This window comes from Prescottella sp. GW823-FHT02E09, assembly GCF_058797375.1.
Genome location: NZ_JBXAJP010000001.1, coordinates 337,475 through 356,503 on the forward strand (window position 1 = coordinate 337,475; position 19,029 = coordinate 356,503).

14 protein-coding genes are annotated in these 19,029 nt (G+C 69.6%); 6 read left to right on the forward strand and 8 right to left on the reverse strand.

The features are described 5' to 3' along the window. Window positions 1-28: 28 nt before the first annotated feature. The 5 genes from AC1RIF_RS01625 to AC1RIF_RS01645 all read right to left on the reverse strand — a co-directional run bounded on the left by AC1RIF_RS01625 (window position 29) and on the right by AC1RIF_RS01645 (window position 5,762). Window positions 29-1,630 carry an ABC transporter substrate-binding protein gene (locus tag AC1RIF_RS01625; RefSeq protein WP_492599624.1) on the reverse strand — a complete coding sequence of 534 codons (1,602 nt, stop codon included), beginning with the start codon at window positions 1,628-1,630 and terminating at the stop codon, window positions 29-31. Window positions 1,631-1,798: 168 nt separating this feature from the next. Then, window positions 1,799-2,413 carry an LppU family putative lipoprotein gene (gene lppU, locus AC1RIF_RS01630; protein WP_492599625.1) on the reverse strand — a complete coding sequence of 205 codons (615 nt, stop codon included), beginning with the start codon at window positions 2,411-2,413 and terminating at the stop codon, window positions 1,799-1,801. 160 nt (window positions 2,414-2,573) lie between these two features. After that, window positions 2,574-3,467 (reverse strand): 16S rRNA (adenine(1518)-N(6)/adenine(1519)-N(6))-dimethyltransferase RsmA, encoded by an 894-nt coding sequence (gene rsmA, locus AC1RIF_RS01635; RefSeq protein ID WP_492599626.1) that lies wholly within the window; start codon window positions 3,465-3,467, stop codon window positions 2,574-2,576. Between the two features lie 29 nt (window positions 3,468-3,496). Beyond that, complete coding sequence (locus AC1RIF_RS01640; RefSeq protein ID WP_492599627.1) at window positions 3,497-4,624, reverse strand: resuscitation-promoting factor; 1,128 nt, start codon at window positions 4,622-4,624, stop codon at window positions 3,497-3,499. 10 nt (window positions 4,625-4,634) lie between these two features. Beyond that, window positions 4,635-5,762 (reverse strand): resuscitation-promoting factor, encoded by a 1,128-nt coding sequence (locus tag AC1RIF_RS01645; RefSeq protein ID WP_492599628.1) that lies wholly within the window; start codon window positions 5,760-5,762, stop codon window positions 4,635-4,637. 214 nt (window positions 5,763-5,976) lie between these two features. Between AC1RIF_RS01645 and AC1RIF_RS01650 the strand changes: the two genes are divergently transcribed. Continuing rightward, window positions 5,977-6,981 (forward strand): pirin family protein, encoded by a 1,005-nt coding sequence (locus AC1RIF_RS01650; RefSeq protein ID WP_492599629.1) that lies wholly within the window; start codon window positions 5,977-5,979, stop codon window positions 6,979-6,981. Between the two features lie 18 nt (window positions 6,982-6,999). Here AC1RIF_RS01650 and AC1RIF_RS01655 read toward each other — a convergent pair whose 3' ends face one another. Continuing rightward, window positions 7,000-7,839 (reverse strand): TatD family hydrolase, encoded by an 840-nt coding sequence (locus AC1RIF_RS01655; protein ID WP_492599630.1) that lies wholly within the window; start codon window positions 7,837-7,839, stop codon window positions 7,000-7,002. A gap of 20 nt (window positions 7,840-7,859) precedes the next feature. Here AC1RIF_RS01655 and metG point away from each other — a divergent pair, with 20 nt between their 5' ends. The 3 genes from metG (at window position 7,860) to AC1RIF_RS01670 (ending at window position 12,070) form a co-directional block, all read left to right on the forward strand. Continuing rightward, window positions 7,860-9,428, forward strand: coding sequence for a methionine--tRNA ligase (metG, locus tag AC1RIF_RS01660; protein ID WP_492599631.1), 1,569 nt, complete (start codon window positions 7,860-7,862; stop codon window positions 9,426-9,428). A 43-nt stretch (window positions 9,429-9,471) separates the two neighbouring features. Beyond that, on the forward strand, window positions 9,472-10,686 hold the full coding sequence (locus AC1RIF_RS01665; protein WP_492599632.1) for a DUF2786 domain-containing protein: 1,215 nt from the start codon (window positions 9,472-9,474) through the stop codon (window positions 10,684-10,686). 88 nt (window positions 10,687-10,774) lie between these two features. Continuing rightward, window positions 10,775-12,070: an aminodeoxychorismate synthase component I gene (locus AC1RIF_RS01670; protein ID WP_492599633.1), complete on the forward strand. Its 1,296-nt coding sequence runs from the start codon at window positions 10,775-10,777 to the stop codon at window positions 12,068-12,070. Here the strand turns inward: AC1RIF_RS01670 and AC1RIF_RS01675 are convergent. Continuing rightward, window positions 11,991-16,046, reverse strand: coding sequence for an nSTAND1 domain-containing NTPase (locus AC1RIF_RS01675; RefSeq protein WP_492599634.1), 4,056 nt, complete (start codon window positions 16,044-16,046; stop codon window positions 11,991-11,993). The two genes, AC1RIF_RS01670 and AC1RIF_RS01675, sit on opposite strands and share 80 nt — an antisense overlap. A 280-nt stretch (window positions 16,047-16,326) precedes the next feature. Between AC1RIF_RS01675 and AC1RIF_RS01680 the strand changes: the two genes are divergently transcribed. After that, window positions 16,327-16,503 (forward strand): hypothetical protein, encoded by a 177-nt coding sequence (locus AC1RIF_RS01680; protein ID WP_492599635.1) that lies wholly within the window; start codon window positions 16,327-16,329, stop codon window positions 16,501-16,503. Between the two features lie 78 nt (window positions 16,504-16,581). On the opposite strand, the gene rsmI is transcribed toward AC1RIF_RS01680, so the two are convergent. Then, the gene (gene rsmI, locus AC1RIF_RS01685) at window positions 16,582-17,421 is read right to left on the reverse strand and encodes a 16S rRNA (cytidine(1402)-2'-O)-methyltransferase (protein ID WP_492599636.1); all 840 of its coding nucleotides are present in this window, start codon (window positions 17,419-17,421) and stop codon (window positions 16,582-16,584) included. A gap of 50 nt (window positions 17,422-17,471) precedes the next feature. Here rsmI and AC1RIF_RS01690 point away from each other — a divergent pair, with 50 nt between their 5' ends. Beyond that, a complete protein-coding gene (locus AC1RIF_RS01690; RefSeq protein WP_492600114.1) occupies window positions 17,472-19,004 on the forward strand; it encodes a dolichyl-phosphate-mannose--protein mannosyltransferase in 1,533 nt (510 codons plus the stop codon). Window positions 19,005-19,029 lie beyond the last annotated feature (25 nt).

Genomic DNA, 19,029 nt, shown 5'->3' on the forward strand with positions numbered 1-19,029 from the left:
ACGCGCCGGGCCCCGTCGTCGTCGGAGGTCAGCCTCGCCAGGCCTTGTCCAGCAGCATGATGCCGGTGGCGGTCGGGACCACCCCGTGCACGTCCTTCTGCCAGGACACGTAGATCATCACGGAGCTGGTCGGCACGCTCGGAACCGACTCGTTCCACTCCGCCTGGATCTCGCCCAGCACGCTGCGGGTCTGATCGTCACCGTCCGCCGCCTGCAGCTTGTCGAGCAGCGCGTCCATGGCCGGGTTCGAGTAGCCGGCGAAGTTCGACGTGGAACTGCCGTCCAGCGTCGTCTGCAGACCCAGGAACGGAATCGACTCGTACAGGCCGATTCCCGCGTGCGCCATGTCGTAGTCGTGCTGCACGTACACCTGCTTGACGATGTCGCCCGCGTTGTTCGCGTTGACGATGTTCACGGTGAAGCCCACCGCCTGCAGCAGCGACTGCACCGCGAGACCGATGGCCTGCTCGTTGGGCACCTGCAGCACGATGTAGTCGAGCCGGCCGTCGTAGCCGTCGGCCTTGGCCTCGTCGAGCAGTTTGCGTGCGGCGTCCGGGTCGTACGGCAGCGCGTCGACATCGGTGGCCCAACGCGAACGCTCGTCGAACAACGCCTTGCCCGGCAGACCCATACCGTCGTCGCCGCGCTGGCCGACGAGCTCCGGATCGATCGCGAGCGCGATCGCCTTGCGCACCCGGACGTCCGCACCGGGGCGACCCTCGCGGTTGTTCACCAGTTCGGCGCCACCGCTGTTGAGGATGCTGAAGTAGCCGGGGTAGCCGGCGTCGATTGCGTCGTAGATGGCCGCCGGGTTGCCCCGCAGGACGCCGATGTCGATGCCGTCGGTCTTCATCGACTCGAGATTCTCGCGCGAACCACTGAGCGCGACGAACTTCAGCTTGTCGGCGCTCGGCTTGCCGTTCCAGTAGTCGGCGCGCGCAGCGAGCACCCGCTCCTCGTTGGGTGCGTAGCGCTCCAGCACGAAGGGGCCGGCCCCGATCGGCTTGAAGGCCTCGCCCTCACCGGCGCCGGGGGCGACGATCATGCCGTGCCCCAGTGCGAGCATCGACGGGAAGGTCGGCCACGTGGTGCGGAGGCGGAACTCGACGGTCTCAGGATCCACCGCGGCGGTCGATTCGACGGCCTCGAGCCACACGGCAGCGCCGTTACCGCGGCCGTTGTTGTATCGGTCGATGCTGGCGACCACCGCATTCGCGTCGAGCGGCGTGCCGTCGCTGAACGTCACACCCGGGCGGAGCTTCAGCGTCCACACCGTGCCGGCGTCGTTCGCCGTCAACGACTGCGCCAGCCGTGGCTCGTACTCGTTGGTGTCACCGTCGTAGCGCAGCAGGACGTCGTAGACGGCCGCCAGTTCGTCGCCGCCGCTTCCGCCGCGGGCCGCGGTCTTGGTCGGGTCCAGGACGGCCGCGAGTGCCTGCACGCTGAACGTCAGCTGCGGCACCGACCCCGTGGTGTCCGAGGCCTGCTCCCCGACCATGCCCACCGCGGGCGGGGTGCGGGTGTCCCCGCTCTCTCCGCTGCTCTCCGAACTCGCACAGCCCGCAAGAGCCAGCGCACCGGCCACCATCACTGCTGTCAGGCTCCTGCCGAACCTCGTCCTGCTACCCACGCACCCCTCCAGTCACCCAGGTGTGACGCTCGCCACACACTGGCGCAGACGTTAACCGGCGACGGAACGCACGGAATGCCCGTTCCCATTGAGTGAGAATTCCGGGGTACGGCACGGAATCGACCGGCCGGATCCTCACGGACCCGGCCGGTCGTCACGGAACACGACCTACGGTCGCACGGTCTCGGTGCACACCGTGAATCGGCGCTCGTCGTGGACGAAGCCGCCCTCCGAGCACTGCTCGACGTCCGTCGTACCCTCGATGATCTCGACCGCGCGCTCGACACCCACGGCGGTCACGTCGTCACACTCGACGCGCTGCGGCTCGTCCTCACCGTCCGGCAGACTCATGCATCCGCCGATCACCCAGTCGATGTCGAGGCACAGCGCCCCACGCTCGCTGCCCCACCTGGTCTCGTAGTACACCTGGTCGACGTCCGACGCGCACTGCGCGTTCTTCTCCGCCTTGGCGACCACCCGGTAGTTGGATTCCGTACTGCCGCAGACCGCTTCGTCGATGGTCGCGTCGTCCGTCGTCCCGCCGAGTCGCACGCAATCGCCGATCTCGACGTCGATGTCGACCGAGCCGCCGCCGTCGCTACCCGCCCGACCCGACGCAGGGGCCGAGGACGAGGTCGCCGCCGCCGTCGAGGACGTGGCGTCGGCCGCTGCGGCACTCCCCTCGACCGAGGACCCGCATCCCGCCACCGTCAATGCCGCAAGCGCGACCACGACGGCGCCGGACCGTCGCACTACCGCCCGAATTCCCTTGTTCACAACCACATTCCTCGAAGCAATCGATTGTCCGGGAGAAGATCCCGATGGTCCGACGCACCGGACCACCGTTGCATTCTCGCCGATCAGACCGCTTCGACGAAACAGACCGGTTGGATCAGCGGGTCCCGGGATCTCGCTCCGTAACAGTCCTGTTCGTGCGGGCTGCTCAGGGCTGAACCGATGCCAACCGCACGAATGCGGCCGCGTCCAGCTTCTCACCGCGCGTCGACGGCTCGATTCCGGCGGCGACGAGACGCCGCTCGGCCTCGGCGGGCGATCCGGCCCAACCGGCGAGAGCCGCTCGGAGCGTCTTGCGCCGCTGCGCGAACGCCGCGTCGATGACCGCGAAGACCTTACGACGATGATCCGCGTCGATCGGCCACGGCGCGTCCTCGTAGCGATCGACCCGCACCAGACCGGACTCGACCTGCGGCACCGGCCAGAACACCGCGCGTCCGACGTGCCCGGCGCGTCGGACGGTACCGAAGAAGTTGGCCTTCACACTCGGCACGCCGTACACCTTGTTGCCCGGGACGGCCGCGAGGCGATCCGCGACCTCGGCCTGCACCATCACCAGCGCGGTGCGCAGACTCGGGAACTCGGCGAACAGATGCAACAGCACCGGAACCGCAACGTTGTAGGGCAGATTCGCGACCAACGCGGTGGGCTCGGCCGGGACGTCGTCGGGCATCACCCGCATCGCGTCCGCACCGACCACCGTGAGTCGATCCGTGAGTTCGGGTGCACGGTCCGCGACCGTCGCGGGCAGCCGCGCCGCCAGCTTGGGGTCGATCTCGACGGCGATCACCTTGTCGACCACGTCGAGCAGTGCCAACGTCAACGACCCCAGCCCCGGACCGACCTCGAGCACCTTGTCCTGCGGGCCGACTCCGGCGGTCGCGACGATGCGGCGCACCGTGTTGGCGTCGTGCACGAAGTTCTGACCGAGCTGCTTGGTGGGGCGCACCCCGAACTCTTCGGCGAGGGCGCGGACCTCGGCAGGACCGAGGAGGGCGGCCTGGCCTCGTGGGCGGATGGGGGGCGGCACGGCGTCTGACACCTGAAGAACCTAACGCACGCGGGCTGCGATCAACGCAGGCCCAGCTTGCTGGTACACGACGGCCACGCGCCCCAGCCCTGCGTCGCCTGCGTGCGGCTGGCGATCGCGATCTGCTCCTCGCGGGTCGCGAGGTCGGCGCGGGGCGCGTACTTGAGGCCGCCCTGCCGCTCCCACGTGTTCTGATCGAACTGCACGCCCCCGTAGTAGCCGTTGCCGGTGTTGATGGCCCAGTTCCCCGTGGCCTCGCACTGCGCGAGCGCGTCCCACGTGGCACCGTTCTGCACCGGCGGCACCTCGGTGCCCGGCTTGGCGCCCACTCGCACGACCTTCGGCTGCGCCGGGGTCGTCACGGCGGTCCCGACCGGCTTGCGGCTCGTCTCGACGCCGTTGACGGTGGTGACCTCGTACGTGACGTCCGCGACGCCCGCGGCACCCGGGTTCTCGACGACCGTGCGACTCATGTTCATCGTCGGGTCCTCGATACGCTGTTCCGGTGGCGCGACCGGTTCGGTGATCACGCGGGTCTCGACCCGGCCACGGGTCACCGTGACCTCCATGCCCTCCGCGAGCGGGGTCTCCGCGGACGGGACGACGGTGTCCGCCTGCTCGAGCGGGGTGCCGTGGGCGGTGAGGAACTCGCCCACCGTGGGGGCGGCCAGGCGCACATCGGTCGGGGCGGCGGCTCCGTCGACCAGTTTCACGGTGCGCGGGTTCAGCACGTCGAGGTCCGCACCCTCGAGCGGCAGGCGCTGCGAGCGCGACGCCGACACGTGCACGTCGCCCGCGAGCCGGAACTGATTCAGGGCCTCGTCGACGGTGAGCGCCGTCGTCCACAGGGTGCGCGGTTCGCCATCGACGGTGAGAGCGACCTCGCGGCCGCGGCGCAGCACCACGGTGTCGCCGTCGTGCAGGCCCGAATCCGCTGCGGGGGCAACCACATCGTGCTCACCCAGCGAGTAGCCGGCGGCCGCGAGGGCCCCGTTGACGTCGGACGACATCGTGCCCACGCTGACCAGTTCGCCGTCGACGTCGACGGTCACCGTCTTGTGCTGGGCAATGGCGACGCCACCACCGGCCGTGAGTGTCACGAGGGTCGCGGCCACCACGCCGTACAGGACGGGTGAGCGACTCGAGTTGATCTTCGACAGCGGCGACATCGGGATTCCTTTACCGGAGACCTAGTTTGCTGGTGCACGACGGCCAGGCACCCCAGCCCTGCGCGGCCTGGACCTTCTCGGCCACCGCGATCTGCTGCTCGCGAGTCGCGCGGTCGGCCGTCGGTGCATACTGCGTTCCGCCGTACGCCGCCCAGGTGCTCTGACTGAACTGGAGGCCGCCGTAGTAACCGTTGCCGGTGTTGATCGCCCAGTTGCCGGTGGCCTCGCACTGCGCGATCGCGTCCCACGTCGATCCGTTGCCGACGGTCGGGACCGCCGGCGCGGGCTTGGTACCGACACGGACCACCGTCGGGGTGGGCTCGCGGACGACGGCGGACGACAGTTCCTGACGTCCCGTCTCGACCCCGTTGACCGTCTGGACGGCCACGGTCACCGTGCGCTCACCCGGAACACCGTGGTTGTCCACCGCGGTCTTGCCCTCGGTGAGCTGCGGATCGTCGACGCGGTGTTCCGGAGCCGCGACGGGCTGCGTCTCGGTGCGGGTCTCGGAGCGGCTGCGGGTGACGACGATCTCGAGACCGTCGGTGAGCGGCGCCTCGGGCGCCGGGACGACACTGTCGGCCTGCTCCAGTGCCGCGTTCGTGGCGGCCAGGAACTCGCCCACGGTGGGAGCGGCGACGCGGACCTCGGCCGGCGGCGCGCCACCGTCGGAGATCTTCACGGTCTTGGCGTTGACGACGTCGAGTTCGAGCCCTTCGAGGGGGATGCGCTGACCGCGCGACGCCGATACGTACGCGTCTCCGGCGAGGGCCAGCTGGCGCATCGCGTCGTCGACGGTGAGCGCCGTCGACCACACCGTGCGGCGCTCGCCGTCGACGGTCAACACGATCTCGCGAGCGCGCCGCAGCACGACGGTGTCGCCGTCGGACAGCTCGGCGTCCGCACCGGGGGCGACCACATCGTGCTCACCGACCGGGTAGCCCGCACTGTCGAGCACCGACCCGACCTCGGAGCGCAGCGTGCTGAGCGCGATCGTCTCGCCGTCGACGTCCAGGGTGACCGTCTTGTGCTGCGTCACGACCAATCCGCCACCGACGAGCAGGGTCGCGAAGAGAGCGGCGACCACGACGTAGAGAAGGGGCGACTTGGCGGTGTTGATCCGAGCGAAAGGCGACACGAGGAGTCCCAAAGGCTGACGACAGGTTCGATCACAGCACGGTAACGGTGAGGCTGTGATCTGGCAACTACAACGTGTCGATCAGCACATACGCTGCGACAATCATCTCGGAATCGCCGCTGGTCGATCACGAATCGGTCACGGGCCCAGTGGAAGACGACGTCCGTCCGGGCGTGTCGCGACCGCGTGGAAGGGCGGGTGGGAGGGTGGGTGCATGAGCAACGTCGAAACCCACCCGGTCGAGATCGAGTGCGAGCACGGCCCCGACACGCCGGGACCCTCAGGCGGTCCCCTGCTCGAGGTCATCTCCTCCCGCGAGGTGCCGCTGGGCGGCCCGCGCGCGATGCCCGTCCGCCGCACGCTGCCGCAACGACAGCGGTCGCTGATCGGCGCCTGGTGCTTCGCCGACCACTACGGCCCGGACGACGTCGCACGCACCGGCGGCATGGATGTCGCGCCGCACCCGCACACCGGACTGCAGACGGTCAGCTGGCTGTTCACCGGTGAGATCGAGCATCGCGACAGCAAGGGCGTGCACGCGATGGTCCGCCCCGGCGAGGTCAACCTGATGACCGGCGGACACGGCATCTGCCATTCGGAGGTCTCGACCCCCGAGACGACGGTCCTGCACGGCGTCCAGCTGTGGGTCGCCCTGCCCGACGCCTCCCGCGACGCGCCCCGCAACTTCGAGCACTACGTACCGCCCGTCGTGGGTCTGGACGGCGGGTGTGCTCGCGTCTTCCTCGGCTCGCTGGCAGGTTCGTCTTCGCCGGTCCACACCTTCACTCCCCTGCTCGGCGCGGAACTCGTCCTCGAACCGCGAGCCTCGGTGCGGCTGGACGTGGATCCGGCGTTCGAGCACGGTGTCCTCGTCGACACCGGATCGGTGCGGCTCGAGGACCTCGACGGTGTCGATCTTGCCCGGGCCGACCTCGGCTACGCCGGCACCGGGGCGTCGCGGCTGACGCTGACGAACCTCACCGACGAACCCGCGCGGGTGGTGCTGCTCGGCGGCGAACCCTTCGGCGAGGAAATCGTGATGTGGTGGAACTTCGTCGGCCGCAGCCATGAGGAGATCGAGGCTTACCGTGACGCGTGGGAGGCCGAGTCGGAACAGTTCGGAGCCGTCGAGGGCTACGCCGGCGACGTGGCACGACTGCCCGCACCGCCGCTGCCCAACGCGAAGATCCGGCCGCGGCGTAATCCCCCGTCGGCCTGAGTGACGACGCGACCGAGGTCAGTCGCGAGTGGGGAGCCGGTAGACGCGCTCGGCCGTCGCAGTCGAGGCCTTGGCTAGTTCGACAGGGTCCTCGCCGCGCACCTCGGCCAGCGCGCGCAACGTGTACGGCAGGCAGTACGACTGATTGGGTGCGCCGCGGAACGGGTGCGGCGTGAGATAAGGCGCGTCGGTTTCGACGAGCAACTGGTCCGTCGGGACGAGCAGCGCCGCCTCCCGCAGCGCCTTGGCGTTCTTGAAGCTGACGGTGCCGGAGAAGCTCAGCACGTAGCCGGCGTCGACGCAGGCCCGCGCCATCGTGGCGTCGGACGAGAAGCAGTGGAAGATCACCGTGTCGGGGGCGCCCTCGGACTCGAGGGCCCGCAGCAGATCGGTGTCGGCCTCACGGTTGTGGATCATCAACGGCTTGCCGAGGCGCTTCGCGAGGTCGATGTGCCATCGGAAAGCTCCGAGCTGTTCCTCCAGTGTTGCGCAGCCGTCGAGCTTGCCGGGCCAGTACAGGTCCAGGCCGGTCTCCCCGACCGCGACGACGCGCGGATCGGATGCCAGACGCTCGATCTCCGCCTTGGTGGCGTCGTCGAGGACGTTGGCCCGCGTCGGGTGGATCGCGACGGCCGCGAACACACGGTCGTCCCAGTTCGCGGCGTCGACCGCGAACCGAGCGGCGTCCAGGTCGTCGGCCACCGTGACCACCCGCTCGACACCGACCGATGCCGCGCGGTCGACGATCTCGCGCACACTCGCGGCGTCCGTCGCACCACACGCGTCGAGATGGGTGTGCGCGTCGACGAGGGGAAAAAGCGGCTCGGGCAGGTCCGGGGCGGGACGATCCTTACTCACGCCGATAGAGTAGGCGCACCATGACTGTGCCTGCCCAGCCCTCCCGGCCCCCGTTCTATCTGACGACCGCGATCGCGTACCCCAACGGCGCCCCGCACATCGGGCACGCCTACGAGTACATCTCGTCGGACGCGATCGCACGCTTCAAGCGTCTCGACGGATTCGACGTGTTCTTCATGACCGGCACCGACGAGCACGGCCTGAAGATGCAGCAGACGGCAGCCAAGGAAGGCATCGACGTCCGCGACCTCGCGACGCGGAACTCGGACGTCTTCCAGTCGATGGACAAGGTCCTGGGCATCTCGTACGACCGGTTCATCCGGACCACCGACACCGACCACCTCGAAGCCAGCAAGGCGATCTGGGAGCGGATGGAGGCGTCCGGCGACATCTACCTCGACACGTACTCGGGCTGGTACTCGGTGCGCGACGAGGCGTTCTTCGCCGAGGACGAGACGACTCTCCAGGAGGACGGCACCCGCATCGCCACCGAGACCGGCACGCCGGTCGAGTGGACCGAGGAGTCGAACTACACGTTCCGTCTCTCGAAGTACCAGGACCGTCTCCTCGCGCTGTACGAGGAGAACCCCGACTTCATCGCGCCGTCCACGCGCCGGAACGAGATCCTCAGCTTCGTCAAGAGCGGACTCAAGGATCTGTCCATCTCGCGCACGACGTTCGACTGGGGCGTTCCGGTCCCGGGCGACCCCGCGCACGTCATGTACGTGTGGGTGGACGCGCTCACCAACTACCTCACCGGCGCCGGCTTCCCGAACACCGATTCGGACGAGTTCAAGCGGTACTGGCCCGCGAACCTGCACATCATCGGCAAGGACATCACACGGTTCCACACCGTGTACTGGCCGGCGTTCCTGATGTCGGCGGGTGTGGAGCTGCCGCAGCGCGTCTTCGTGCACGGCTTCCTCTACAACAAGGGCGAGAAGATGTCGAAGTCGGTCGGCAACGTCGTCGACCCGCTCGCGATGGTGGAGCAGTACGGCCTCGACGCGGTCCGCTTCTTCCTGCTGCGCGAGATCTCCTACGGCCAGGACGGCAGCTACAGCCACGAAGCCATCGTCACGCGCATGAACACGGACCTCGCGAACGAGCTCGGCAACCTGGCGCAGCGCTCGCTGTCGATGGTCGCCAAGAACTGCGACGCCCAGGTGCCGACGCCGGGTGAGCTCACCGATGACGACCGCGCGCTGCTCGCGCAGGCCGACGCGCTGCTCGCGAAGGTCCGCGCCGAGTTCGACGTGCAGGCGCTGCACCTCGGGCTCGAGGCGATCTGGCACGTACTCGGCGAGACCAACCGGTACTTCTCGCAGCAGGAGCCGTGGGTGCTGCGCAAGACCGATCCCGCCCGGATGACGACGGTCCTGTACGTCACGCTCGAGGTGGTCCGCATCGTCGGCATCCTGGTCCAGCCGGTGATGCCGGGCTCGGCCGAGAAGATTCTCGACCTCCTGGGGCAGACCCCCGACGCCCGCACGTTCACCGACCTCGAGAACCGCATCGTCGCAGGTACTCCGCTCCCGAAGCCGGTCGGCGTGTTCCCGCGGTACGTCGAGGAGACGGTCGAGGAATAGCGCCCACCAAAAGTTGTCGGTCCCCTGGTGCACACTGCACTCCATGGGGAGCAATAGAACATACTTTCGAACACGGGATCGCCTGACCGGCGACTGCACGCCGCCCCGGCAGCGGTCGGCGGCCGGGCTGATCACCGCGCTGGCCGATGCCTACGAGCGGGGCTGGCAGCCCGCGGACGTCATGCATGTGACGCGCCGGGCCCTCGGCTCCGGCACCGCGCCGACGGCAGCTGTCGCCGTGCTCTACCACGCTCGCGCGACGGATACCGACGGCCGCGCACCGCACGAGTGGCGGGCGCAGCTCGAGCAGGTCGCCGACCGCGACCCCGAAGCGGGCGGGTTCGCTGCCGGTCTCCCGGCGTCCTGCGACCCCGACGAGTTCGCGGCGGCGCTGGACGCAGTGGGCTGGCAGATCGGGGTGCGCGAGTGGGTCGCGCTCACCGTGCTGTGGCTCGAACTCCCCCGCCTCACCCAACTGGGACCTCCTCCGTCGATGTGGCCGCGCTCCGGCACCCGTACGGGGACCACCGACGTCACGGACCGCAACCCGTCAGCGGACCCGAAGGTGCTGGGCAGGATCCGTGGGTTGCTGGCCAAGGCGGAGGCCACCGATTTCGTCGAGGAGGCCGAGACGTTCACAGCCAAGGCCCAGGCGCTCATGACCCGCTACGCGATCAGCTCGGCCCTGCTGCAGGAACCCGGGCCGGCCGGTACCCACATCGCGGTCGCCAGTCGGCGCATCCACCTCGACAACCCGTACGTCCGCGAGAAGGTGCACCTCCTCACCGCAATCGGCGAGGCCAACCGGTCTCGCACGGTGTGGTTCGACAGGTTCGCGATCGCGACCGTCGTCGGCAGCCCGCTCGACCTCGATCAGGTCGACCTCCTGTTCACGTCGCTGCTGATCCAGGCCACCCGGGCGATGCAGTCGGCGGGCGCGAACGACACGGCAGGCTCGCGCACGACGTCGTTCCGCAAGGCATTCCTGTTCGGGTTCGCGGTCCGCATCGGGCAGCGCCTCAAGGAGACCGACAGCCGGGCCACCGCAGAGGCCGCGGTCGACGCCGACGTGTGCATCGACGACCTGCTCCCCGTCCTCGCTGCACGATCGGAGGCCGTCGACGCCGAGTTCGACCGACTGTTCCCGAGTACCAAGGCGTCCCGGAGCAGATCCGTCGATGCCGACGGCTGGTACGCCGGGCAGTCCGCCGCCGACGACGCCTCGCTCTCGCCCGCAGATCGGGCGATCGCGCGATGAGGCACCGCCCACACCCCCGGTGCAGATCGGAGCGAAATCACCGTGGACCGATGTCGGCGGAGGCGCAGCCCCATGGAAAGCTGGACCGATGCGGATCGAGCGACTCGGAAACGGCGGCAGTGCCGCCGCCGTGTTCCGCGCACTGGCTCGGCGGGCTGTCGCGCGGCAGCTTCCACCGCCGGCCGGCCTGATCGGCCACTGGTTCGACGCCGCCGCCGTGATCGCACCCAGCGTGCAGGCGGTCTCGTGCCCGCCCGAGACCGCGTTCACCTTCCCGGCGTCCGCCTCACATGCAACACCCGCACCCGACGGCCCACTGATCGGCGGCGGCTGGATCGGCTACCGCGCCTACCCCGACCGAACGGGCGTGTTGCCGGAGGCTGCCGGAGGCTGGACGGATCACGTTCTGCGGCTGGACGCTTCGGGTTGCTGGTGGTTCGAGAGCCTCACCGACCTGCCCTGCCCCGACGACCTGGCGGCGGCGGTACGTAAGCCCGACGCGCAGCCGCGGCCGTGGCACATCGGCTGGATCACCCCGGATCGGCGCGCGCACCGTCGCGGTGTCGAGGACTGCCTCGACGCGATCGCCCGCGGGGATGTCTACCAGGCGTGCGTCTGCGCGCGATTCCACGGCACCGGCTCGGGTGCGCCCGTCGACTTCTTCACCGACGCCGTGGAGAAGACCCGACCCAGCCGGGCCGCGTTCGTCGAGGGAACCTGGGGCGCGGTGGCGTCGCTGTCACCGGAACTGTTCCTGTCCCGACGGTCCGGAGCCGTCACCTCGAGCCCCATCAAGGGCACCCTCCCCCTCAGCGAAGATCCTGCCGCGCTTCGCCGTTCGGTCAAGGATGTCGCCGAGAACGTGATGATCGTCGACCTGGTCCGCAACGACCTGGGACGGGTGGCCGATCCGGGTTCGGTACGGGTCACCGACCTGCTCCGGGTCAAGCCCGCGCCCGGCGTGTGGCATCTGGTGTCCACGGTGTCGGCCACGGTGCCCGAAACCGTCGACACCCCCGAACTGCTGGACGCCGCGTTCCCCCCGGCCTCCGTCACCGGCTGCCCCAAACACTCTGCCCGACAACTGCTCTGCGGTTGGGAGCCCGACCCTCGCGGCGTCTACTGCGGCACGGTCGGCATGCACAGCCCGATCGCGGGGCTCGAACTGAATGTCGCGATCCGCACCGTCGAGTTCGACGCGACCGGCGGCGTCGCGCTCGGTGTCGGCGGGGGCATCACCATCGACTCCGATCCCGACGCCGAGTGGCAGGAATGCCTCGACAAGGCCGCCAGCATCGTCACGCTCACTCCGGCGCGCACGCACCTCGACCGGACTCCGGCATCTCGAAGTGCGCCGGCCGGTCCCGAGTCAGTTCCGAAGTAGCCGAACAGATCCGCTCGGTCACCGTGTCGGCGTCGAGTCGCCACGTCCGCAGCACGCCGTCGCCGCCACCCGCGATCACGACGGAGGAGTGCGGCAGGAACGTCACCTGCCAGCGCCCCGTCCCGATCGTCGTCAGCGGACCACCGACCGCCTCGCCGCCACTGCCCCGGTCGACGCTCCACAGCCGGACCGAACCGTCGTCGCTACCGCTGACCACGTGCGATCCGTCCGCACTGAACGCGACGCTGTAGACCGTCCCGGTGTGTCCGGTCATCGCCGCGGCGCGCGGAGTGAACCCGCCGTCGGCGTTCCTGTCCCACAGCAGCAGGGTGTGATCGTCACTCGCGGTGACCAACGTGGAGCCGTCCGGACTGAATGCGAGCGAGTTCACGCCGCCGTGGTGTCCGCCCTCCCCGACCGGGCGAGGCTGCGGCGCGGACGGATCGGTGACATCCCAGGCGTGGATGTCACCGTCGGCGCTGGCCACGACGAGGACGTCGCCGCCGGGGCTGAACACGGCGCTGCGCACCAGGTTGTGCGGGCCCACGAGGCTCGGCCCGCGCACTACCGGAGCGGACGGATCCTCGATGTTCCACAGCGCGACCCGGAAGTCGTCGTCCCCGATCGCGAGAGTCCTGCCGTCGGGGCTGAACGCCATCTCCCACGTGAAACGGGTCGCCGTCGAGATGGGCGGGCCCATCGGCACCGGCCGCTGCGGGTTCTGCACGTCCCACAACTGGACGCGCCCACCCGAGGTCTGCGTGGTCGCGAGGATCCGACCGTCCGGCGAGAGCACCGCGACATTGGCGCCGCCCAACGGGCGTGGCACGTCGATGACCCCCGCCCGCTCGATCTGGCCGTGCCGGTCCACCGACCACAGCCGCACCGCCGAGTCGTATCCCGCGGTCGCGAGCAAGGACCCGTCACGATTCATCGACGGCAACGTCATCGACGAATCCGACACCGGAACCGTGCCACCCGGCAATGTCCACACCCGCACCAGCGAATCCTGTCCACCGGTGACGATCGTGCCGCCGTCCGGCGACAGCGCCAGCGCCGGGACCCCACCGCCGTTCCCGCTCAGACTCGGCCGCAACTCGTGCAGAGTGCGGTTGGCCGGGTCCACCGACCACAGTTTCGTCGTCCCGTCCCACGACGCGCTCGCGAGTGTCTCGCCGTCGGCCGCGAAAGCGATGGTCCAGATGCCACCCGTGTGTGCCTGCACGGGAGCGCCCACCGGACGGATCGCGGCAACGTCGGCCGCATCGAACATCCGAATCAACCCGTCGTCGCTGCTGGCCGCGAGATTGCGGCCGTCCGGACTGAACGCCACCGAGTGCACGACGTCGTCGAAGCCCGACAGCTCGGACCCCAACTGCACCGGTCGGGCGGGATCGGCGATGTCCCACACCTTCACGGTGCGGTCGTCACTCGACGTCGCCAGCACCGAGTTGTCCCGGAACGACACCGTCCGCACGGCGCCGGAATGCCCCCGGATGGTCCACGTCGGGAACTGTCCGGAATTCGGGGCGGACGTGTCGAACAAGGTGACGGTGCCGTCGTCGTGCGGGGCCGCGAGGAGCCGACCGTCGGGACTGAAGCGGACGTTGTGCACGGCGCCGGGTGCGGTGCGCAGTCCCGAGAGCAGCGGCCGCGGCGCCGATCGGTCGGTGACGTCCCAGATCCACATGGTGCCGTCGCCACTGCCCGCCGCGAGGAGCCGACCGTCGCGGCTGAACGACACCGACGCCATGTACTGATCGGGCCCGGTGAGTTCGGCGCCGAGTGGCGCGGGCGCGGAGCGGTCGGTGAAATCCCACAGCCGCACCGAGCGGTCATCGCTCGCGGTGGCCAGTGTGCGCCCGTCGGACGAGATCGCGACCCCGTAGATCGGCCCGGTGTGACCGGGCAGGGTCCGGGAGATCGGCGTGTTCTCCGTCGCGACCAGTCGGGTGAAGGCGTCGGCGTTGTCGGGTCGCATCTGCCAGGCCGCGAGCGACAATTGGGCCGCGGTGGTCGGGTCGGTGTCACGCAGGGCGTCCGCCAAGGCGACCACCTGCTGGAACTGGGCGGTGCTGCGCTCGCTCTCGGCACGGGACTTCGCCCCCAGCGCCATCGCACCCATCACGATGGCGACGACGGTGGAGAACGCGAGCGCGGCCATCACGGTCCGCTGAATCCATGCCTGTCGACGGACCTGCCGTTCCGACGATTCGAGGAAGTCCTCGGCCGCGGGCGTCAACGACGCCGCGACCGCCGCGATCCCGCCCGGTGCCGCCGCGGCCGCGCTGTCCGCTCGGTTCGCGGCGTGCTCGGCGAGCAGGTCGAGCCGACCGCGGTGGTAGAGCAGGCTGTGGTTGCGGTCGGCGTGCTCCCAGTGCACGGCATCGGTCTCGACCTGCTGCCGCAGCGCCGAGTACGAGCGGTCCTCCTGGATCCAGGTCTTGAGCCGGGGCCACGTGTCGATCACCGCGTCGTGGATGAGTTCGACGTCGTCGCCGTCGACCACGAGGACCCGCGCGTTGACGAAGTGGTCGATGACGCGACGCCCGGCGCCGGTGTCGTTGCTCTCGAAGGCCACGAGCTGGCTCAGGGTCCGCCGGATCTTGACGTCGGTGCCGGTGCTGGTGACGTAGACGAGGTGGACCATCATCGCCCTCGCCAGGACGCGGCCCTGCTCGTCGAGCTGTTCCCAGGCTCGTTCGGCGGCTGCCGCGATCGAACCCAGCACGCCTCCGGTTGCCCGGTAGTTCGCGATCGTCAGCTGGCCTCCGCGCCGCCGCTCCCACATCGTGTCGAGCAGGTGCGAGACGAGCGGCAGGACGGTTCCGCTGCCCTCACCGGCGGTCAGCACCCCGAGGTCGTTGAGGATCAGATCGACCAGGCCCGGCTCCAACTTGAGCCCGATCATCCGCGCCGGCTGGGTGATGACCTCGACGACGTCCTCACGAAGCAGCGGCGACACCGCTTTGCTGCGCTGTTCGAGTGCCCGCGCCAGCACCGGGTACGCGAGGGCCTGCGCGTAGAAGTCGGAACGCATCGTCGCGACCGCCGACGCGGTCTCCGACGGCTCCGAGCCTGCGCGAGCCGTCGCGGCGAAGTCCAGAATCGTGAGGAACCGGGCCCGCTCGTCCGAGTCCGTGCACTGGGTGAAGAGTTCCTCGATCTGGTCGATCACGAGCAGGAGCTGGTTTCCCTGCATCCGCACCGCGGCTTCCGCGAGCGCGGACTCGACCTGCTGGTGGTCCGGCTCCGCGACACAGTCGCCGAGTTCCGGGACCGCGGTGACGAGGGCCGCGAGCGGATGGGCGCCGGGTGTGAAGACGACCGGCGCGAAAGTGGCCCTGCCGCCCTCCCGATCGTGACCCCGCAGTTCCGGGATCAGGCCCGCCTGGACGAACGACGACTTGCCGACCCCCGAGGCGCCGGTGACGACGACCAGTCCCTGGCCCTGCGCCGACAGCACCGCGCCGACGAGTGCGCTCACGCTGTGACGGCGACCGAAGAACAGCCGCTCGTCCTTCTCGCGGTACGGCGCCAGACCTCGATAGGGCCGGACTCCGGCGGGCAGGACCGGTACCGACGACTCGGCGCCCGCGGCGGCCGCGCGTCCCTGCTGGACCGCGTTGGCGCTACGCCACCACGTCTCCCACTGACGCATCGAGAAGAGCCCGTCGGTCGGCGGGGGTCCGCCGTGGAGCGGCCGAGCCATCCGGATCAGCACGGCCAGCACCGGGCGCACGGATTCGAACGTCGCGGGCATCCGTTTGCCCGAACGCCAGTCGCTGACGCGCTGGACGGAAGCGGGCTTGTCGCCACCCATCGACCGGGTCAGGGTCGACGCCTCGGTGACGACCTTCTTGAGCGGCGGACCGCCCGCGGTCGCGAACAGCAGGCGCAACTGGTCGGCGAAGAACAGCCGTGCCTGCGCACCCGACCGCTCCGCCTCCGGCGTCTGTCCCGTATCGGACGTCATCGCCCGCGCACCCTCCTTCGGTCCCCGACCGCTTCCACCAATTCGACCTGTTCGGCGCTTCCGCGGGCCTGCGGAATTCCGCTGCGGATTAATTCCTCACCACCCGCGAACTGCGATGATAGCCCCCGATGCGGACCTTTCGGTTTTCCTGTGGGGCGAAGCGGGGCAAAGTCGACATCGACGCACAACGGCCCTGCGCCGGCGGCGCGGTCGCCGGTTGGGGCTGAGTTGGACGAGGGGTAGTCCCTGCCGGTGCCACGCCACGGTGAAGGAGCGCGAGATGATCGAACGAGCGACCAGACTGACGGCCAAGACGCCGCCTGCAGTCGCTGCCGGTCTGATCATCGCCGCGACAGTGGGCCTGATGGTGCTGTTGGGTGCGGCCCCCGCCGATGCGGCCGCCACCCCGTCGGGTGGGACTTCGACTTCGGTCGAAGTCCCACCCGCGGGTGAGTGACCCGTCGGGGGTCGGCGGGGGCAGCTCGGATTCCGAGCATCCGGCCGGATCGGTGACCGGCGGACGGACCGCGAGGACTCAGTCCCGCCGAGCCGCGAGCACCGTCTCGTACAACTCTCGCTTCGACACTCCCGGCGACGACTCCGCAGCAACCTGCGCGCACGCGTCCTTGAGACGTATCCCGTCGGCCACCAGTCGTTCCACCTCCGCGACCAGGTCCTCCGGATCGGCCGACACCGGCTGCGCGCCCTCCAACACGACGGTGATCTCGCCCCGCGCGCCTTCGACGGCCCACTCCGCGAGTTCGGCGAGCGTGCCGCGACGCACCTCCTCGTACGTCTTGGTCAGCTCACGGCACACCGCGGCGCGGCGCTCGCCGCCCAGGACCTCCACCGCGTCGGCCAGGCACGCGGCCAGGCGGTGCGGTGCCTCGAAGAACACGCACGCGCGGGCCTCGGTGCGCAGTCCTTCGAACCAGGTGCGCCGCTGCCCCTGCTTGCGTGGCGGGAATCCGTCGAAGCAGAACCGCTCCACCGGCAACCCGGACAACGCGAGCGCGGTGGTGACCGCGGACGGACCCGGCAGGCAGGTCACCGGCAGGTCCTTCTCGACGCACGCCGCCACCAATCGGTATCCGGGGTCGCTGACCGACGGCATGCCGGCGTCGGTCACCAGCAGGACCGTCTTCCCCTCCTCGATGTCGGCGACGAGCACAGGCAGTCGGGTGACCTCGACCTGGTCGTAGAAACTGACGACCCGCCCGGTGATCGTGACTCCCAGTGCGGCGGCCAGCGACTTGGTGCGGCGAGTGTCCTCCGCGGCGACGACGTCGGCGGAACCGAGCGCCGCGCGCAGTCGTTCGGAGGCGTCACCGACGTCGCCCATCGGAGTTGCGGCAAGGACGAGGCGACCAGTCATGGGGGACAGCCTACGATCGACACGTGACCCAGCTGACGGACGAGCGCCCCATGCCGCCGTCCGGCAGTGTCCGCAAGGTGAGTCCGGCGCCGCTCGCGCCGGACCCGGACTTCGGCCCGACGGACCGACTACGTGGTTGGGTCGTGTCGCTGGTGATCGCCGCGCTGGCCGCGATCACCCGGTTCACGATGCTGAACTACCCGACGGACGCGGGCACGCCCGTGTTCGACGAGAAGCACTACGTGCCCCAGGGCTGGCAGATCCTCACCGGCGGCGGCATCGAGGACAACCCCGGCTACGGCCTGGTGGTGCATCCCCCGGTCGGCAAGCAGTTGATCGCACTCGGCGAGGCGATCTTCGGCTACAACGCGTGGGGATGGCGCTTCGCGTCGGCGGTCGCCGGAACGATCCTGGTACTGCTCGTGGTCCGGATCGTGCGGCGCATGACCCGCTCCACCCTGGTCGGCGCGATCGCCGGGCTCCTGATGATCGTCGACGGCGTCTCGTTCGTCTCGTCCCGACTCGGCATGCTCGACATCTTCCTGGCCCTGTTCACCGTCGCGGCGCTCGGCTGCCTCGTGGTGGACCGCGACCAGGTGCGCGAACGGATGGCCCGGGTGCGGGCGGAGGGCCGGATCGGTGTCAGTGACCTCGGCCCCCGGCTCGGGGTGCGCTGGTGGCGGTTCGGCGCGGGTATCATGCTCGGGCTCGCCTGCGGCACCAAGTGGTCCGGGCTCTACATCATCGCGTTCTTCGGCCTGCTCTGTGTCGCGTTCGACGTGTCCGCCCGGCGTGCCTACGGGGTTCGGCGGCCATGGGTCGGGACGGCGGTCCGCGACATCGGCCCGTCCCTGTACGCGCTGGTACTCGTCCCGCTCGGGGTGTACCTCGCGACCTATTGGGCGTGGTTCGCGAGCGAAACCGGGGTGGACCGGCACGCGGCGGGCAATCAGATCGGCACCGGCGGTACCTTCTCGTTCGTCCCCGATGCGCTGCGTTCACTCTGGTACTACAGCGCCAAGGTCCTCGAGTTCCATTCGGGACTGACCAATTCGGCCGGCAATGTCCACCCGTGGGAGTCGAAGCCCTGGACGTGGCCGATGGGCCTGCGGCCGATGCTCTACTACTTCGCCGAGGGCGAGCAGGTGTCCGGCTGCGGGGGCCCGACGTGTGTCAAGGCCGTCATGCTCATCGGCACCCCCGCGATGTGGTGGCTCGCGCTGCCCGTCCTGGCGTGGGCTCTGTGGCGGACGTTCGTGAGCCGCGACTGGCGGTACGCGACGGTCCTCACCGGCTACGCGGCCGCGTTCCTGCCCTGGTTCGTCACCTTGGACCGGCAGATGTACTACTTCTACGCGGTCGCGCTCGCACCGTTCCTGGTCATGGCGATCGCCCTGGTTCTCGGCGAGATACTCGGCACCGCGAAGGATTCCGCCGAGCGCCGTGGCACCGGGCTGCTTGCGGTGTGTCTGTATCTGGGCCTGGTGGTGGCGAACTTCGTGTGGCTGTGGCCGATCCTGACGGCGGTGCCGATCAGCCCGGAGTTGTGGCAGCAGCAACTGTGGCTGCCGAGCTGGCGCTGACCTGTCGGATCCTTCGTTCCTCCGA